This is a genomic window from Corynebacterium sp. Marseille-P3884 (genome assembly GCF_017942225.1).
Taxonomy (GTDB): Bacteria; Actinomycetota; Actinomycetes; order Mycobacteriales; family Mycobacteriaceae; genus Corynebacterium.
This window is the reverse complement of record NZ_JAGKSD010000013.1, coordinates 37,533-52,822: the sequence shown is the minus strand read 5'-3', so window position 1 is coordinate 52,822 and position 15,290 is coordinate 37,533. Positions and strand designations below refer to the sequence as shown.

12 protein-coding genes are annotated in these 15,290 nt (G+C 62.9%); 1 reads left to right on the top strand and 11 read right to left on the bottom strand.

The window, feature by feature from the left end; all coding sequences use genetic code 11:
• Window positions 1-22: 22 nt before the first annotated feature.
• From J5Y21_RS08735 to J5Y21_RS08690, 10 genes are all read right to left on the bottom strand, one after another.
• On the bottom strand, window positions 23-1,804 hold the full coding sequence (locus tag J5Y21_RS08735; protein ID WP_210574536.1) for a FadD32-like long-chain-fatty-acid--AMP ligase: 1,782 nt from the start codon (window positions 1,802-1,804) through the stop codon (window positions 23-25).
• A gap of 25 nt (window positions 1,805-1,829) precedes the next feature.
• On the bottom strand, window positions 1,830-2,762 hold the full coding sequence (locus J5Y21_RS08730) for a cutinase family protein (RefSeq protein WP_210574533.1): 933 nt from the start codon (window positions 2,760-2,762) through the stop codon (window positions 1,830-1,832).
• Between the two features lie 26 nt (window positions 2,763-2,788).
• Window positions 2,789-3,277 (bottom strand): DUF732 domain-containing protein, encoded by a 489-nt coding sequence (locus J5Y21_RS08725; RefSeq protein ID WP_210574531.1) that lies wholly within the window; start codon window positions 3,275-3,277, stop codon window positions 2,789-2,791.
• 5 nt (window positions 3,278-3,282) lie between these two features.
• Window positions 3,283-5,256 (bottom strand): alpha/beta hydrolase-fold protein, encoded by a 1,974-nt coding sequence (locus tag J5Y21_RS08720; RefSeq protein WP_210574529.1) that lies wholly within the window; start codon window positions 5,254-5,256, stop codon window positions 3,283-3,285.
• A gap of 219 nt (window positions 5,257-5,475) precedes the next feature.
• Entirely contained in the window at window positions 5,476-6,489 is a 1,014-nt protein-coding gene (locus tag J5Y21_RS08715) for an alpha/beta hydrolase family protein (RefSeq protein WP_210574526.1), read from the bottom strand.
• 98 nt (window positions 6,490-6,587) lie between these two features.
• Window positions 6,588-8,387 (bottom strand): hypothetical protein, encoded by a 1,800-nt coding sequence (locus tag J5Y21_RS08710; protein ID WP_210574523.1) that lies wholly within the window; start codon window positions 8,385-8,387, stop codon window positions 6,588-6,590.
• Between the two features lie 10 nt (window positions 8,388-8,397).
• Window positions 8,398-9,381: a decaprenyl-phosphate phosphoribosyltransferase gene (locus J5Y21_RS08705; protein WP_210574515.1), complete on the bottom strand. Its 984-nt coding sequence runs from the start codon at window positions 9,379-9,381 to the stop codon at window positions 8,398-8,400.
• A complete protein-coding gene (locus J5Y21_RS08700; RefSeq protein ID WP_210574513.1) occupies window positions 9,378-9,902 on the bottom strand; it encodes a phosphatase PAP2 family protein in 525 nt (174 codons plus the stop codon). Before J5Y21_RS08700 ends, J5Y21_RS08705 begins: the two co-directional genes overlap by 4 nt.
• The gene (locus tag J5Y21_RS08695) at window positions 9,892-11,829 is read right to left on the bottom strand and encodes a glycosyltransferase (RefSeq protein ID WP_246875105.1); all 1,938 of its coding nucleotides are present in this window, start codon (window positions 11,827-11,829) and stop codon (window positions 9,892-9,894) included. The genes J5Y21_RS08700 and J5Y21_RS08695 overlap by 11 nt, the downstream gene beginning before the upstream one ends.
• An 872-nt stretch (window positions 11,830-12,701) precedes the next feature.
• On the bottom strand, window positions 12,702-12,935 hold the full coding sequence (locus tag J5Y21_RS08690; RefSeq protein WP_210574509.1) for a hypothetical protein: 234 nt from the start codon (window positions 12,933-12,935) through the stop codon (window positions 12,702-12,704).
• Window positions 12,936-13,260: 325 nt separating this feature from the next.
• Here J5Y21_RS08690 and J5Y21_RS08685 point away from each other — a divergent pair, with 325 nt between their 5' ends.
• The gene (locus J5Y21_RS08685) at window positions 13,261-14,565 is read left to right on the top strand and encodes a glycosyltransferase family 87 protein (RefSeq protein ID WP_210574508.1); all 1,305 of its coding nucleotides are present in this window, start codon (window positions 13,261-13,263) and stop codon (window positions 14,563-14,565) included.
• Window positions 14,566-14,651: 86 nt separating this feature from the next.
• On the opposite strand, the gene J5Y21_RS08680 is transcribed toward J5Y21_RS08685, so the two are convergent.
• Window positions 14,652-15,224: a TetR/AcrR family transcriptional regulator gene (locus J5Y21_RS08680; RefSeq protein ID WP_210574506.1), complete on the bottom strand. Its 573-nt coding sequence runs from the start codon at window positions 15,222-15,224 to the stop codon at window positions 14,652-14,654.
• Window positions 15,225-15,290: the final 66 nt, after the last annotated feature.

The following is a 15,290-nucleotide window of genomic DNA, read 5'->3' as shown; positions in this document are numbered from 1 at the left end:
CCGCGGTCGACGCGTTAACGCGTTAGTTTTCTTGCAGGAACTTCCCGCGATTGACCACGCGAGCAATCTTGCCAGAGCTGGAACGCGCGATCTCGTTCGGCGCGTAGAAACGGACCACGTCCGGGCTGATGCCGTGCTTATTCGTCACCGCGCCGCGAATCGCGTCCTCGGCGAGGGCGTCGGCGGCCTCGTCGGCACTCTCGACGCGCTCAACGAGCAGAACAAGCTTTTCGACGTCCTCTCCTGGCACCGCGAACGCCGCCACCGAATCGGGCCGCACGTGGTCGGATGCCTCCATGACGGTGGCTTCGATGTCCTGCGGGTAGTGGTTGCGGCCCGCAATGACGACCAGATCCTTGATACGGCCGGTGATATAGAGATGACCCTGGTAGAAGGCAACGAGGTCGCCCGTGGCCAACCATCCCTCCTCACCGCGCAAGGTGTTGCCGAAGGTCTGCTTGGTGTCGTCCTCGCGCCCCTCGTAGCCGGCCGCGACGTTGTCGCCGTGCAGCCAGAGCTCGCCGATCGCTCCCTCCTCGACCTCCTCGTGGGTCTCAGGGTCGACGATGGCATAACGCATGTCCGGCACCGGCTGACCGTTGGAGGCGAACGGGATGCCGTCTTCTGTTTCTACGATGCGGCCTGCGCCGATCTCCTCGCGGTCGAAGCTCTTGAACAGCGGGCGCTCCTCGGTCTGCGGCGTGGAGACAATCAGCGTCGCCTCTGCCAGGCCGTAGGACGGGCGGATGACCTGCGGGTCCAGTTTGGAGGGGCCGAAGGCGTCCACGAAGCTCTCCACCGCTGCCTTCGTCACCGGCTCGGAACCGACGAGCAGGCCGTCGAGCCCGGAGAGGTCGTAATCGTCCGGGTTTTCCGGTGCCGCGTAGCGTGCGGCGAGGTCGAGCGCGAAGTTAGGCACGACGGTGTAGATGAAGGTCTCGTCCTCTTCGTCTTGCTCGCGTTTGGTGATCTGGTCGACCCAGCGCTTCGGCTGCTGAATGAAATCGCGCGGACCCATGAGCTCGAATTCGATGCCCATGATCGTGACGAAGACAGTGAGGATAATGCCCATGTCGTGGTGCAGCGGCAGCCACGTGGACAGGCGCAGCGGCATCTTCAGCTCCACCGCGTCGTAAATCTGCAGCACATTGGTCAAAATCGCACGGTGAGTGAGCACCACGCCCGCCGGCAGACGCGTCGAACCGGAGGTGTACTGCAGGAACGCGACCTCGTCGACGGCGTCGCCGTCGACGGGTTCATCCGGCGCGGTCCAGGACTCAGCCAGCGAATCCGGCAGCGCGTCGACGACGAGGATGCGCGGGCGCTCCGCGCGCGGCACCTCTGCGAAGAATGCGCGAGTCGCCTTGGCACCGGCATTATTGGTCAGCACCGCCGCCGCCTTCGAATCCGCAAGCACCGCGGTGAGCTGCTCGCCGTGGCCCGGCTCATTCGGGTCGTACAGCGGCACCGGCACCTGGCCAGCGTAGATCGCGCCCATGAAAGCGAAAATGTACTCCGGCGAATTCGCCGCCATGATGGCCACGCGGTCGCTCGGCTGCCCGGTCTGCTGCAGGCGCGCCGCCACCGCCTTGATGCGGGTGATCACCTCGTCGCGCGTGTAGTCCACGGCCACGCCATCGCGGTCTGAAGAGAAGTCCCAGTAGCGCAGCTGGTGCACCTCGCCGGTGCCCATCTCGGCGCTGCCCTGGTAGAGCATCTCGCACAGCTGGAACAGGGACAGTTCCGGCGGCAGATCGATCTTGTCGTCGTCGTAGAACTGGTAGAGCAGCTGCTCGAGATCCATGATGTGTGCGCTCCTTGGCTTCTAGTTAGTTTTTGCTGTCAATACTTTCGCGAATCCACTCTACGGCCCATTGGCTCGCGGTGGAGCCAGGAATCACGTCTGGATTCGATGCGTACATGGCGTGCACGCCCGTGGCTTCCACGAGCTCGCGTGCGCGGCCCAGCGCATTGCCCACGTCTTGGGGCGCGTCGCACACGGTGTCCGCGGGCGAGCAGATCTCGATCGCGCGGTCGTTGAGTGCCCCGAAGCCGCCGTCGCGCGGGCCTCGCATCGTCGCGCCCGGCACGACCGCCTGAACGACGCGGTTGAGTGGCTGCAGCGCGATCTCCGCACCGATGCCGCCGAGCGGGTTGCCCGGGTTGATGCCCACACCGTTTTCGCGGCGTCCATCAGCAATCATGATCGCACCACGAACCTTCTCCGGGGCGACCACGCCACGATGGTTGCCGATGTCGCTGGCGATATCGCCCACGATCACCGCGCCCTGGGAGAACCCGGCGAGAATGAACTCGGTGGAGGGGCACGTCTCGTCGATAAAGCGCAGCTCCGCATTCATCCGGTCCGTGCCCTCGTTGCGCGAGTCGTCGTAGCTCATCTCTTTACGGCCGTGAGAGGTCTGGATGTTCTTGAACTGCGCGGTGTACGGCAACGTCCACACACGGACATGGTTGATGTCGTACTGCTCCTGCAGCGGCTTCGTGATGGACAGCATGAAGCTCTTCGGGTTCGCCTGCGGCGCGAACGGGTCATCGTCCTTCGACGACTCCCACGTGCCCGGCGCGGAGATGACCTCCACCGCCGGGCACCAGTCCGGCTCCTTGGCCTTCGTCTCCTGCGGGCGGGGAGGAAAAGGCGCTTGCGGGCTATCGCCCGTGCCGAGCCATTGGGCCGCGCCGAATGCAATGACGCCGAGGACGGCGAGCGCGGCAATGATTGTGAGAACTCTACGGGTACGCACGAGCGTGCGGCCCTCCTTCTAGCTGCTTAGCAGAGGTTATCGCGTGCCGCGGTCTCGATGAGCTCGGACAGCTCTTCGACGTCCATGTCCGTAGCCTGCTGCTCGACGAGCTGCCCGGCCACGGCGTCACGCGTGACGGTACTTCCGTCGCAAATAGTACGAGCCGTACCTACCAGTTGCTCCTCATTTCCCTCGACGTTGACTCCGCCTTCGCGTAGAGCTTCCAGGAATGCTTCGTCCTTCTCCGGGCGCATCGGTGCGGCGTCGGGGGTGTTCTCCACCTCGCTCGCCGCTCCCTCGCCCGCCGCCGGGTCGTCGGCCGGCGCGGCAGGTGCTGAGGAACTGGACTCAGTCGATGCTTCCTTGCTCGTCGCAGTGGTCGTCTCTTCCGCGGAACTCGGCGCCGCCGGAGACTGAGTCTCCGTCACGTCGTCGCTGTCCACAGTCGCGCCCCCGCATGCGGCGAGGGTGAGCCCCGCCGCCGAAAGGAGCGCTGCAATCGCTGTTTTGCGCATACCGTTTAGTTCTTCCGCTCGCGGACCTGGCCGAAGATCTGGTCCAGGGTGCCGTTCTCGAAGGAGATGGTCAGGCCGCCGGTCGGGATCTCCTTCATATCGGAGGTCGGCCAACCGAACTTGCCCTGCTCCCAGCCGTTCTTGCCCCAGTGGTCGAAGATCTCACCGTGGTAGATCACGTGGGCACCGGTCTTCGGCGACCAGTAGATATTGCCCTTCTCGAATTCCTGGAAGAAGCCGCCCTTGATCTTCTTCTCGTTGTCCTTCGGGAAGCCCAAGTCGGAGCGGGCACCGCCCATCTCGCCGTACTTGGCGCCGATGGCACCGAACACGAAGAAGTGGTCGGTCTTACCGTCCTTCTCCGGGTTGCGGGTCAGGTAGCCCTTCTCGAATTTCTGGACGTAGCCGCCGTCCGCCGGCTTGGCCTCCTCGACTGGGTAGCCCAGGGAGCCCGCCTCGTAACCGGACTTGCCCCATGCTGCGAACATATCGCCCGGGATCGCCTGCGCGCCCGTGTCCGGGGTCCAGTAGACGGAACCGTGCTCGAAGTGGACGAAGCGTCCCTTGCCGTCCGGGGTTTTCAGCTCGCCGGTCTTCGGGAAGCCGAGCCAGCCAGCCGGGCCGCCAAGTGCGTTGTACTTGGCCAGGATGGCACCGAACAGGACCTGCGCCCCGGTCTCCGGGGACCAGAATGCGGTGCCGCCACGGAATTCCTCGGCCTTGCCCTTGCCGCCGGCAACGTCGTACTCGTTGGTGACGCAGCTGCCGATCACACCGTTCTTGGTTGCCTCAGCGATGGCGCCGACCGGCGCACAGTCTGCTCCACGGTCGATCTCGGAGACCTCGAGGGCATCGGCGATGTGCGGCCATGCCTGGGTCATCTCGAACTGCCAGTAATCCCAGGCGTGAACACCGGACGGGCGGTACCGCGTGATGATCGGCACGCCCGCCTTCTTCGCGTAGCGCTCGAAGGTCTGAGTGGACATGCGGGAGATGACCTCCAGGCCCACACCAGCCGGCACTGCCGGGCCGGTGGCAACGGAACCCGGCTGGCCGTAGTCGTCCTGGCCGGAGCCGGCGGAGACGTAGACGGTCTTGCCCTTGAGGTTCTCGATGCCCAGCTTCGGATCGTGGTCGACCCAGTCCTGGGAGCCCAGCGGGCCCCACATCGCCTCGGAGTCGTAGCCGCCAGCATCCTTCTGAGCCGCCTTGATAGCCAGCGGCATGCCGGTGGTGGTGGTGTCCAGGTAGCCGGAGAAGGAACCGACGAAGTTGAACAGGTGCGGGTTGCGCTCCGCCAGGTTGACTGCGGCGGTGCCGCCCATGGACAGACCGACGACGCCACGCTTGCCGTTGGAACGGTACTGGTTGTTCAGCAGCGGCACGAGCTCCTTGGTCAGGAAGGTCTCCCACTTGTAGTTCTTACCGTTATTGGGCTTCTGCCAGTCGGAGTAGAAGGAGGACTCGCCGCCGACCGGAAGAATGACGTTGACGTTCTTGTCAGCGTAGAACTGCTCGATATTGGTCTCGATGGTCCAGCCGGAATCGTCCTCACGTGCGCGCAGGCCGTCGAGCGCCCACACCTCGGGGAATTTCGCCTGCGGGTTGGAGTGCCAGTCGCGGGCCAAAAGGATCTGCACCTGGATCGGCTTCTCCGGCATCGACGGAGAATTGATGAACACGGCGACGCGGCGCTGCGTCAGCCACTCAATGCGGTCGACGGACACGCCCTCGGGCAGACCTTCGATCTGCGGGTGCTCGTCAACCTCGATCGGCGTGCGCGGCGGCGGATCGGACGGACGCAGGCCGTCAGAGATGCCTCGGCCAGAGGACAGGGAGCTGGACAGATCGGAGGAGCCGTTCTGCGCGACAGCCGGCACGACTGCTACCCCGACAGCGAGAGCTGTGGGAACTGCGGCGACTGCGAGCAACTGGCCTTTGGTGACCTTGCGGGGAGAACGTCGGGGTGTAAAGCGCATGTTAGAGAGCCCTTTTATTGCTTGACGGTATGGCGGACTAACGGGCGCTCCGCCCCGGGGGTTCCCCTCCCCCAGGCCGGGCCCGGTCTTCGTGATGAAGTTTAAGTTTCACTTGAGACTTTACCGCAGGGACACGCCGTAAACACAGAAAAACCCTGGGAAACAATGACCACAGCTGTATCTGCAGTCACCGTCACCCAGGGTGAATCTAGCGGCGATTTACCACGCGTTCATGTGCGTGAGCACGCGGCCCTTCGTCTTGTGCAGCTGGCTGCCGAACTGGTCCCAGTTGTGCAGACCCTGCGCCGGGTAGTCGGAGGTGACGCGCAGACCCTGCGCACGCGCCTTCGCCTCCCAGACGCGGGTGGACACCATCGAACCGAACTCGAGCGCCATGCCCGCAGCGCGGTGCTGCGGCAGGTACTTCGCATCGACCGCGCCCGGGGTGCCGGAGCCGGCGGAGACGTACACGTCGCTGTTGCGCAGGCCGCCCATGTTCAGGAACGGGTCATTGGCGAAACGGTTCGGGTTGAGCAGGGAACCGTACATCGCGTTCAGGTTGTAGCCGCCCGCGTCGAGCAGCGACAGACGCAGCAAGGTCTGCATGCCCGGCAACGTGGTGGTCAGGTAACCGGAGAAGGACAGGACCTGACGGAACTGGTTCGGGTGCTTGGCCGCCAAGTTCATTGCCGCCGTGCCGCCCATGGACAGGCCGATGATGGAGTTATTGGACGGCGAAACACCGAACTGACGCTGCAGGTAGCCCGGCAGCTCACGGGTCAGGAAGGTCTCCCACAGGTACGGCTTGCCTTCGCCGTACTTCGGGTCATACGCCCAGTCGGCGTAGAAGGAGCCCTCACCGCCGACCGGCATGACCAGCGTGATGTTAGAGTTCGCGTACACCGCAGCAGCGTTGACGTCATTGACCCATGCGTTGGTCTTTTCCGTCGCGCGGAGACCGTCGAGCAGGTACAGGCCCGCATTACCGCCACGTGCGGCCGGCACGATCTGCACCGGGATGGTGCGCTTCATCGCCGGCGAGTACACATCGCAGCGCTGGACCCAGTACTTGACCGGATCCCAGGTGCAGTGTCCGGTGGCATCGCGGCGCAGCCAGCCGCGGTTATCGGCAGCCTTGGCCCCTTCCGGAGTCGCCACCATCAACGTCATTGCTGCGGCGAGCGCCATGAGCAGGGCCAGCAGCGAACGACGGAGAGACTTAGTCGCGTTCATGTGTCCACCAATCAGATAAGTCAAAGATTTTCAGGATTACACACAGGTGTATCGCAAAGCGTTACCGTGATGTTATCAATCTCTGAATCTTAACTCTACTAGTCCGCTGGCCAGGCAACTCGCTGTCCAGATAGACCGACGTCTTCGCCGCGCGCAATGCGAGCTTTCGTTTCCTCATCGAGGTACACAGCCGGGTCCGAGGCGATTTCCAGGGTGCGCCCCTTCGTCAGCGCGAATTTCATATTCGCCATGAATCGTTCGGCGCTCATCGGCTCGCGCGAGGTAGCCAGCAGTTCAGCGACCTCAGGCGTGCGCAACGCCGCGCGCGCTTCACGCACTTTCTGCTTATCGTCGTCGTTCCCCAGCAGCCCCTCCACGTCCACCGCCGTGTCCGCGAATTTCCAGTGCCCCGGCAACTGTTTGTCGTGGCCGATCCGGCCGTCCTCGATGCGCGGTTGGCGTGCCGCAAGCGGGGTTGCCAGCCCGACATCGTCAAGCACGCGCATCTCCAAGTCGGCATTCGCGCTGATCATTCCCAGGTTGATCAGGTAGGCCGTGGGCGCGATATTCTGCAGATCCGAATCCTTCTCCACGCGATCCAGCGCCACCCAGTCGTAGACGAACGGGTCCTTCTGCTTCAGAATGATCGCGAGCGCACCCGCATTCTTGGCTTCGGCGTCTTCGACGCCTTCCGTCCACCCGTTCATCAGGTCGCTGGCTAGGAAGTCCTCTTTATACCGTGGCGGATCGCCCGACTCGCGCAGCAGCACCGCCGTCCAGAACTCCCGCTCGTCGACGATGGTCAGATTCTCCGGGCCCGCCTCGAACGGTTCGAAACCCAGCTCATGACCACGCGCGACCACGATGCCCGCCCACAGCGCCAGGGCCGCAGTACAGATGCCGCCCACCAGAGTTAGCGGCACCACCGCGACCGGCAACAGCATCGCGAATAGTGGCAGAAGCACCATGCGGCCGTGCATGAAGTCGCCGCCGACCCGCACGACATAGAGCAGGTGCAGCAGACCACAGCCGACCGCGACCGCCGCCACGAGCTTCTCCCGCGAGGACAAACGCAGCGCCCAGTAGATGCCGAGCCCGACAGCGACGATCACCGGTGCCCACAGCGCATACGGGCTGACCGTGTCCCACACGTAGCCTGCACCAGTACCCCAATGAGCACCAGATGCCGACTTCGCCACGGCAGTGTGCGGGGTGAGCAGGCCGTAATAGCCCATGCGGAAGATCTGGTAGGCAGCCGGCACCGGCAATGCCGCCGCCAGAATCAGGCCGATCCGCTTCCAATCTGTTCGCGCCGTCGCGAGCAGCACGATCCCGGTGATGCCGCCGTACAGCGCCAGTTCGGGCCTGACCAACCACGACAGCCCGGACCAGAATGCAAGCCACAGTTCGGCCCGCCCGCCGGCCGACCACTTGACCAGCAGCGCCCACCACACACCGATCCAGGCCAGGGACAGTCCCCATTCCAAACCGGAGGTGGCGAAGTCCCGTGCCGGCGGCAGCGCCAAGTAGATGAGCACGCCGAACGGCGCGACCTGCCCTGGGTGCACGCGCTGCCACAGTGTGCCCGACCCCATCGTCGCCGAAACCACGCCGATCACGGTCAGCACAAGCGCCAGCCACATGGCCACGTCCTCGAGGCGCAGGCCAGGTACCCAACTGAATGCCACAATCAGGTACTGCCACAGCGTCGACGTGTTCGTTTCCACGCGCTCGCCGATATTGAAGACTGGGCCGTTGCCTGCCAGGATATTGCGCACCGTGCGCAGCACGATCAGGCCATCATCGCTGATCCAGCGGCGGGCCCACCCGCCCACAAATGCAAAAACGCCCGCAAGAACTGCCGATACAAGCAGCGATATGCGGGCGCGTTTTTCCATGCGCGATATATTAACCCATCGCAGGCGCGACGTAGACAGCCATCACGATCGCGAGGATCCACAGCAGGGCGAGCGCCTGCAGGACGCGGTCCTCGAGCGCGATCTCGTCCGGCGCCCCGCCGTTGCCGCTATCCACCTCTGCGGCGTAGCGCAGGATCGCGATGATGAACGGCACCATGGAAATCTGGTACCACAGGCCCTGACCTTCCTCGACCCCGTCGCTAAGCGTGAAGCCCCACAGCGCGTACGACATGACCACGGCTGTCGCGGACAGCGTCCACACGAAACGCAGGTACGTCTGCGTGTAGCCCTGCAGGGACTTGCGGATTTTCGCGCCCGTGCGCTCCGCCAGCAGCAGCTCCGCGTAGCGCTTACCGGACGCCATGAATAGCGAGCCAAATGCCGCGACCAGCAGGAACCACTGCGAGAGGTCGATTCCCGCCGCCACGCCGCCGGCCATCGCGCGCAGCATGAAGCCCGACGACACCAAGGCGATGTCGATCACCGGGATGTGCTTCCAGCCGAAGCAGTAGCCGAGCTGCAGCAAGATGTACACGCCGACAACCGTGGCCAGCGCGCGCCCGTCCGTAGCCAAGAACGACAGGCCGATCGCGAGCGCGATGAGCACAACGGCCATGACATACGCGAGGTTGATCGGCAGCATGCCCGAGGCGATCGGGCGGAAGCGCTTCGTGGGGTGCTCGCGGTCCGCGTCGACATCGCGCGCGTCGTTGACCAGGTAGATCGAGGACGCGCCGAAGCAGAACACGATGAACGCCAGCGCGATATCGATGAAGGTGCGCGACGTGAACGAATCCGCCCCCGCGGCCAGCGGCGCGGCGAGCACCAGGACGTTTTTGACCCACTGCTTCGGCCGCAGGCCTTTGATCATCGCATCCGGCAGGTTCTTCGGAGCCGTCTTCTTCCGGTTGTAATCGACGCCCTCGGTGTGGGGCTCGGACTTCAGAAACGGCTCGTCTACAGGCTGTGTCACGCTGTTCGCCTCTCAATGTTGATTGCGGCTCGTGCCACCCCGATACCGAGCAGCGCGCCGGCCAGGGTGTCCGTGGGGTAATGCACCCCCAGGACCATGCGGGAGGTCATCATAATTGGAATTCCGACGTACGGAAGTTTCGACCCGGTGATGTCGGCAAGATGAACCATCGCAGCGCTTGTCGACGTCGCGTGCGAGGAAGGGAAACTCATCTTCGACGGAGTTCCCACACCGATTTTCACCCGCGGATCATCGGGCCGGCGCCGCCGGACAATGCGCTTGAGCACCACCGACGCCGCATGAGAGGTGAAAGCACCCGCACCCATGGCGAGCCATTTGCGCCGCCTTTGCTTATCGACGGCCGCGCCCGCCCCCGCGATCCCCATCCACCCCAGGGCATGCTCGCCAAAGTGGCTCATGCCGCGTGCGGCGGGGAGAACGCACGGAGCGTCGAAAAGCGCGCCCTGAATGCGCTCGAGGACTTCCGCTTCCTTGCTATCCCACGAGTTCTTATTGCTCATTGAAGATCTTCTCCCAGTTCTCGTGGCTGGTCAGCTGCGGTTTCGCCTCCCGGTACGCGTGGGTGAGCTCCGGCCACCGCTCCTTGATCTGCTTGTGCAGGGCGCGCGTTTCAGCCATCAGGTCATGCGCGAGCTGCTTGTCGCGCTTGCGGAACGCCACGCCCGTGCCGCCCGCCGTAGACACCGTCGCCGAATCCACGCGCGAGAGCGTGTACCAGCGTGCTTCCTCGGCCGTGAGGTTGAGCTGCGGCGCCTCCCAATGCGCGCGGTCTTCGTCCTTGCGCATGTGCAGCAGCGACTTCACTGCCCACGGGAGTTTCTTGACCTTGGCCAACCGTCCGCCGAGCTTGTTCGTGGGCACGCCCGGCGCGCCCGTCGGCGCCGGCAGATCCGAAGCCGACTCGATGATCTGCGCGTCTGAGTAGTCTTTGCGCACCCCCTGGATGCGCGGCAGGGAGGACTCGAGAATGTCGAAGAGCTGATCCGGCCCCGCGAGGAAGTCCTTGATCGCCTCGATCTGGATCGCCATCGTCGAGTACTCCATGCACATGAAGTGCTTGTAGCTCGAGCGCAGCATGGACCTGAGCAGGCCATTCGGCTCGCCGTCCAGGTACATCGACGCAACGATCAGGCGGTTGCGCATGTGGAAATACGCCTGCCAGTCAATCGCGTCGTCCTTATCTGCCCAGGCCATGTGCCAGATTGCGGCGCCGGGCCAGGTGACCGTCGGAAAGCCTGCTTTTCCTGCGCGCAGCGAGTACTCCGTGTCGTCCCACTTGATGAACAGCGGAAGCGGCAGACCCATCTGCTCCGCGACCACGCGCGGGAAGAGGCACATCCACCAACCGTTGAACTCGACGTCGATGCGCCGGTGCAGCGGGCGCGACGTGGTCTTGCGCGGGTCGAGGTCCTCTTCCTCCGTGCCCACGTAGCCGAGCGGGTACTTGGCGAAGTCGTGGTCGTACACCGCGTGCGGCGCCGCTCCCCACATGAAGTCCGCGCGCTTGACCTGCTCGCCCGAGGTGCGCAGCTGGCTGCGGTCCTGGAGGTTGAGCATCTGCCCGCCCACCAGGATGGGGCTCTTTGCATAGCGTGCCGCCTGCACCGCACGCAGGATCGAATCCGGCTCAATGGCGATGTCGTCGTCCATGTACAGAATGAACGGCGCATCCGTCTGGTGCAGTGCCTCGTACATGATGCGGGAGTAGCCGCCCGAGCCGCCGAGGTTGCCCTGGCTGAAGATCTTCAACCGGCCGCCGAGGTTCTCCTCTGCCTCCGCGAAGTCCGGCTCGTCCGCCGGGTGCTGGTTGCCCTGGTCCGGCATGAGCACATCCGTGATCGCGCCAAGCACCAGCGGATCTTCCGCCAGCACATGCAGCGCGTTGACCGCGTCGCGCGGGCGGTTGAACGTCGGGATGCCCACCGCGACCTTCTTTTCCGACGGTTCGATCGTCGTCCCGTCCGGCAGCACCTGCGGATCCGGTTCCTGCGGCGAGCACCAGCCCGCATTCGCGATCGTCGCGTCCGACTCAGCGTTGATGTCGAACCACAGCCAACCGCCGTCCTCGAAATTGGCCAGCTTCAGCGGGATCTCCACCCGCTCGTCCTGCGCCTCCACGTTGGTCACCGCGATGCGCACACCGTCGTGCTTGGAGCGGTACACCGAGATCGTCGCCGCTCCCTCAACATCCATGGCCAGCACCACCGTGTCCAGCTGCGACCAGCGACGCCAATAGCTCGCCGGGAACGCATTGAAGTACGTCTGGAACGAGACCTCCGCCCCTTCCGGCACGGTCACCCGCGTCCGGTCGGGCCAGCTCGCCCTCTTCGTGTTCTGCTCCGACTCGATCAGGTAGAGCATCCGCACATCGTGCGGCTCACCCTTTCGGGGCAGCAGAATGCGTTGCAGGACATCCACGGCTTTCATCTCAGTCACGGACTCAACGTTAATAGCTGGGCCAGAAATGCACTCCCCCGGCGCGCGGGGCCGAGACCGTAAAACCGACTAAAACGGCTCTTCCGGTTTCGGAGTGCGTAGCGGGGTGAAATAAAACACTGCGGGTTTAGCGGGTCACCCGCTGGATCTTGCAGCTCCTTGCCACTTTCATTCGTCGTAGGTTTGAGGTAAGCCGGTGACGAGCCGGACATCTTGGAAATCTGGAAAAGGGGTCATCATGTTCAAAAAAGGGCTGGCGTGCGTGAGCGCCACGGTGCCCTGATGTTGGAAATCAGCCGAACGATGTAATCCGGGTGGGGGAGACGACTAACCACACAAACCCGCGCTAAAACAGCAAACATGTATTTAGGAGGATGGCAATGATGCGTAAACAGAAAAGCGCAGCCTACTGGTGGAGCGTTACTGCCGTTGTAGTGCTGTTCATCGCAACGCTTGTAATCAATTATCTAGCAGGAATAAGTGCTGATGAATCATACTTTGGAGCACATTGGTGGCATCGTCTGGCATGGATTACGCCACTGTTGTTCTTGGCTTCTTTGATTTGGGCCTGGTTCGAGCACAGGAAGGTGCATCGGTATCCGCATTGACCCATATTTAGTAGCGTCGGGCGTGAATGAGAGCGGCACAGGCACCAGATCCACTTCTTCAAGCGCGATAGCTCGGATTCCGTCCCGGACAATCACTCCATTACTCACCGCTACAACTCGGTGAAGCCGCACCCAAAGCGATAGGAGTGGGTCGACGTTGACTCGGCCTCCGATTCCGCGGGCGGGCCTGTCAATGGATAATACGAAAAAGCCCCGCACCAGGGCATTCCTGGGACAGGGCAGATTCGGATCGCTTTATGCGGCAACCAGGGATCCGGAGAAGTCACCGGTATCGAGGGTGCCGTCTGCGAAGCGCGAGAGCTTTTCAGCTGTATCGCGGCCGGCGAGCACGGGAACCCAATCGGTCACGTTCGCCCGCTGCAGGTGCTCGCTCAGGGTGTCGCGGAAGATCGTCTCGACGATGTGTGCGCCGAGCTCCTCGTCGAACCGAGCGTGCAGGTCCTTGGAAATGTTGTTGATTGCGATCATGGCATCCTCCTTTCGTATTGCTGATTGCCATGAAATTGAAGGTGCACCCGAGGGGAACCCCGGGGCAAGGTCTCGAGCTCTCGCCCGTAGTTAACCTGACGTTAACTTTAGCAGATGGTTGGTGGACAACAAGCATTGATGACGCACAAACAAATAAGGGTGTCATACGCAGGTACTTCTGCGTGAATAAAAATAAGTCGAGTGTTGCCGCGGAAGCCGCGTTCATGACTTGTTCATTTAAGGACTTCAAAATGAACACTGCTGTTAACCTTATGGTCATTTTGCGGGGCTCGTTGTTCTATTTCGGCGTGCTAATCTCCCGGCTGTGCTTATCGACGACTCCCCTACGACCCGTCGCGCCACCGAGGCCGCGAGCGCACCGGTTCACCGAATCGCAATCCCACTGCTCTACACGCTGATGGGTTTCGTACTGCTCCGTTCGGCGTTCATGTTCCCGCTGACAAATCCGGGAACGGACTTCACGCCGATCTGGACGGCGGCGAATAAATACTGGGCGGGCGAGCCGGTATTCAACTCGGACTACACCATCGATATGCCGCACTATCTCTACAGTCCGGCGGGCACCGTCCTGATCTCACCGGTCGCGTTGTTCCCCACTGAGTCCATGGCCCGAGCCGTGATGGCCTATTTGGGCGCGGCTTCGATCATCGGCGCGATCGCATTGGCGTCGTGGATGGTCTCCCGCCGCTGGTTCCACATCGCGTTCCCGCTCACTGTGTCCTTCTTCTTCATCACCCCGGAGCCTGTCCAGTTCACGTTGGCACTGACCAATATCAACGGCTTCATGCTGCTGCTCGAGGTGCTGTTCGTGTGGCTTTCGTTGCGCCTGCGCGAAAAAGGTGTCGGGTGGAAGGGGCACTTCAACCGCCCGGAAGCGTGGGCCGCTGGCATCGTGGCCGGCATCGCGGTGTCGATCAAGCCGCAGTTCGGCGTCCTTTTCATCGTGTCGTTGGCGTTCGCGCAAGTCGCCGTCGTCGCTGTGGCAGCGCTGGTCTCGATCGTCACATTCGCGATCGGCTGGTTCACGATTGCCGAGCCCGAGCTGTTTTTCACCAACCTCGTCCCCTATTTGAGCGAACCCCGCCCCCGGTTCAACGGTTCCATCGGCGGGCTCGCCATCGTGCACGGTTGGTCGGATGCGACGGAGATGGCGCTGACGGTGTTGACGCTCGTGGGGACGCTGGCGGCCGTCGTCACGCTCTGGCGCTGGAAGGAAGCCGACCCGGTGATGTTCAGCTTCACGGCGATCGCTGTGTGTTTCGCCGGCGGCTTCATGGTCAGCGGGTTGATGCAGAATTACTACGCGATCTGGTTCATCCCGTTCGTGCTCACCGTGTGCCGCCCACACTCCCCCATGCACTGGCCGGTCACTGTCTTGGCGCTGCTGTTCACCGTGGCCAATCCGCTCTGGCCCGCCACCGGCCACGCCACGATCGATGAAATGGTCACGCACATGCCGGGCTTCATGTTCATGACGCTGCCGCTCATCGTCGCGGCGTGGGGGACGGTGCAGATCTTCAAAGATAGGAGCGAGCCAGAAGCGGTTGTTGAACCGGAGAGTTTGCGGTCCAACTCGCTAAGCACGGAGTCAGCATCAGCTGGGTTGTAGCACCACCCACGGCAGCCTTGCTGCATTTCGACGATTGCCTGTATCTCATCTCGCGTGCGCGAATGCTTTTCGGCAACACAAGGAAGCTAGCCGCCGAGAATCAAGCGAAGGCCTTCGCGGAGGTCGCCGACAACACGATCTGCCTCTGACTCAGGAGCTCCCAGGTTGTCAATAGTCAAGCCGTTCACCAGTGCCGTGATCAGCCGCGACTTACGCTCGGCATGTTCCTTGCCGCCTAGCGCCTCTACAACCGAATGCTGGAAATCGTGAAGCACCTGGCCGTAAAGCTCAGCTATCCAGTCACGCGTTGCCGAGGCCGAACCGTAAGTGACCCAGATCGCCGCATCCTCAAGGCGCTCGCCACCGAGGGGGAGAAGTTCAGAAAGCCGCACAACCCAGGCCTCGAACTCATCGTTGGGCACTTGCGCCCCGACCACGCGGGCGTTTTGCCGCTGAAAAGAGCGAATGAACGCGTGAGCCAGCAGGATCTCTTTATTCGGGGCGTGGTACTGCACGGATCCCGCGGCGAATCCGGACTCCTTAGCCACTTCGCGCACACTGACCGCGTCGAGGCCGCGTGACGCGATGATCCTGATGGTCGCATCCGCTACGGCAGCAGCCGATTCTGAGAACTGATGGTCCAGCGAAAAGTCATTCATGGTTGCACACAAGCCTAGCCTGTCGTACGTTCGTAAGAGTCCCTTACGATCGTACGATAAAGAAGG

Bases quoted from the DNA above. Each gene is read 5' to 3' on its own strand.
- J5Y21_RS08710 (WP_210574523.1), bottom strand. From the start codon at position 8,387: ATGGAAAAACGCGCCCGCATATCGCTGCTTGTATCGGCAGTTCTTGCG.
- J5Y21_RS08720 (WP_210574529.1), bottom strand. From the start codon at position 5,256: ATGCGCTTTACACCCCGACGTTCTCCCCGCAAGGTCACCAAAGGCCAG.
- J5Y21_RS08700 (WP_210574513.1), bottom strand. From the start codon at position 9,902: ATGAGCAATAAGAACTCGTGGGATAGCAAGGAAGCGGAAGTCCTCGAG.
- J5Y21_RS08680 (WP_210574506.1), bottom strand. From the start codon at position 15,224: ATGAATGACTTTTCGCTGGACCATCAGTTCTCAGAATCGGCTGCTGCC.
- J5Y21_RS08725 (WP_210574531.1), bottom strand. From the start codon at position 3,277: ATGCGCAAAACAGCGATTGCAGCGCTCCTTTCGGCGGCGGGGCTCACC.
- J5Y21_RS08690 (WP_210574509.1), bottom strand. From the start codon at position 12,935: ATGATCGCAATCAACAACATTTCCAAGGACCTGCACGCTCGGTTCGAC.
- J5Y21_RS08735 (WP_210574536.1), bottom strand. From the start codon at position 1,804: ATGGATCTCGAGCAGCTGCTCTACCAGTTCTACGACGACGACAAGATC.
- J5Y21_RS08715 (WP_210574526.1), bottom strand. From the start codon at position 6,489: ATGAACGCGACTAAGTCTCTCCGTCGTTCGCTGCTGGCCCTGCTCATG.
- J5Y21_RS08695 (WP_246875105.1), bottom strand. From the start codon at position 11,829: ATGAAAGCCGTGGATGTCCTGCAACGCATTCTGCTGCCCCGAAAGGGT.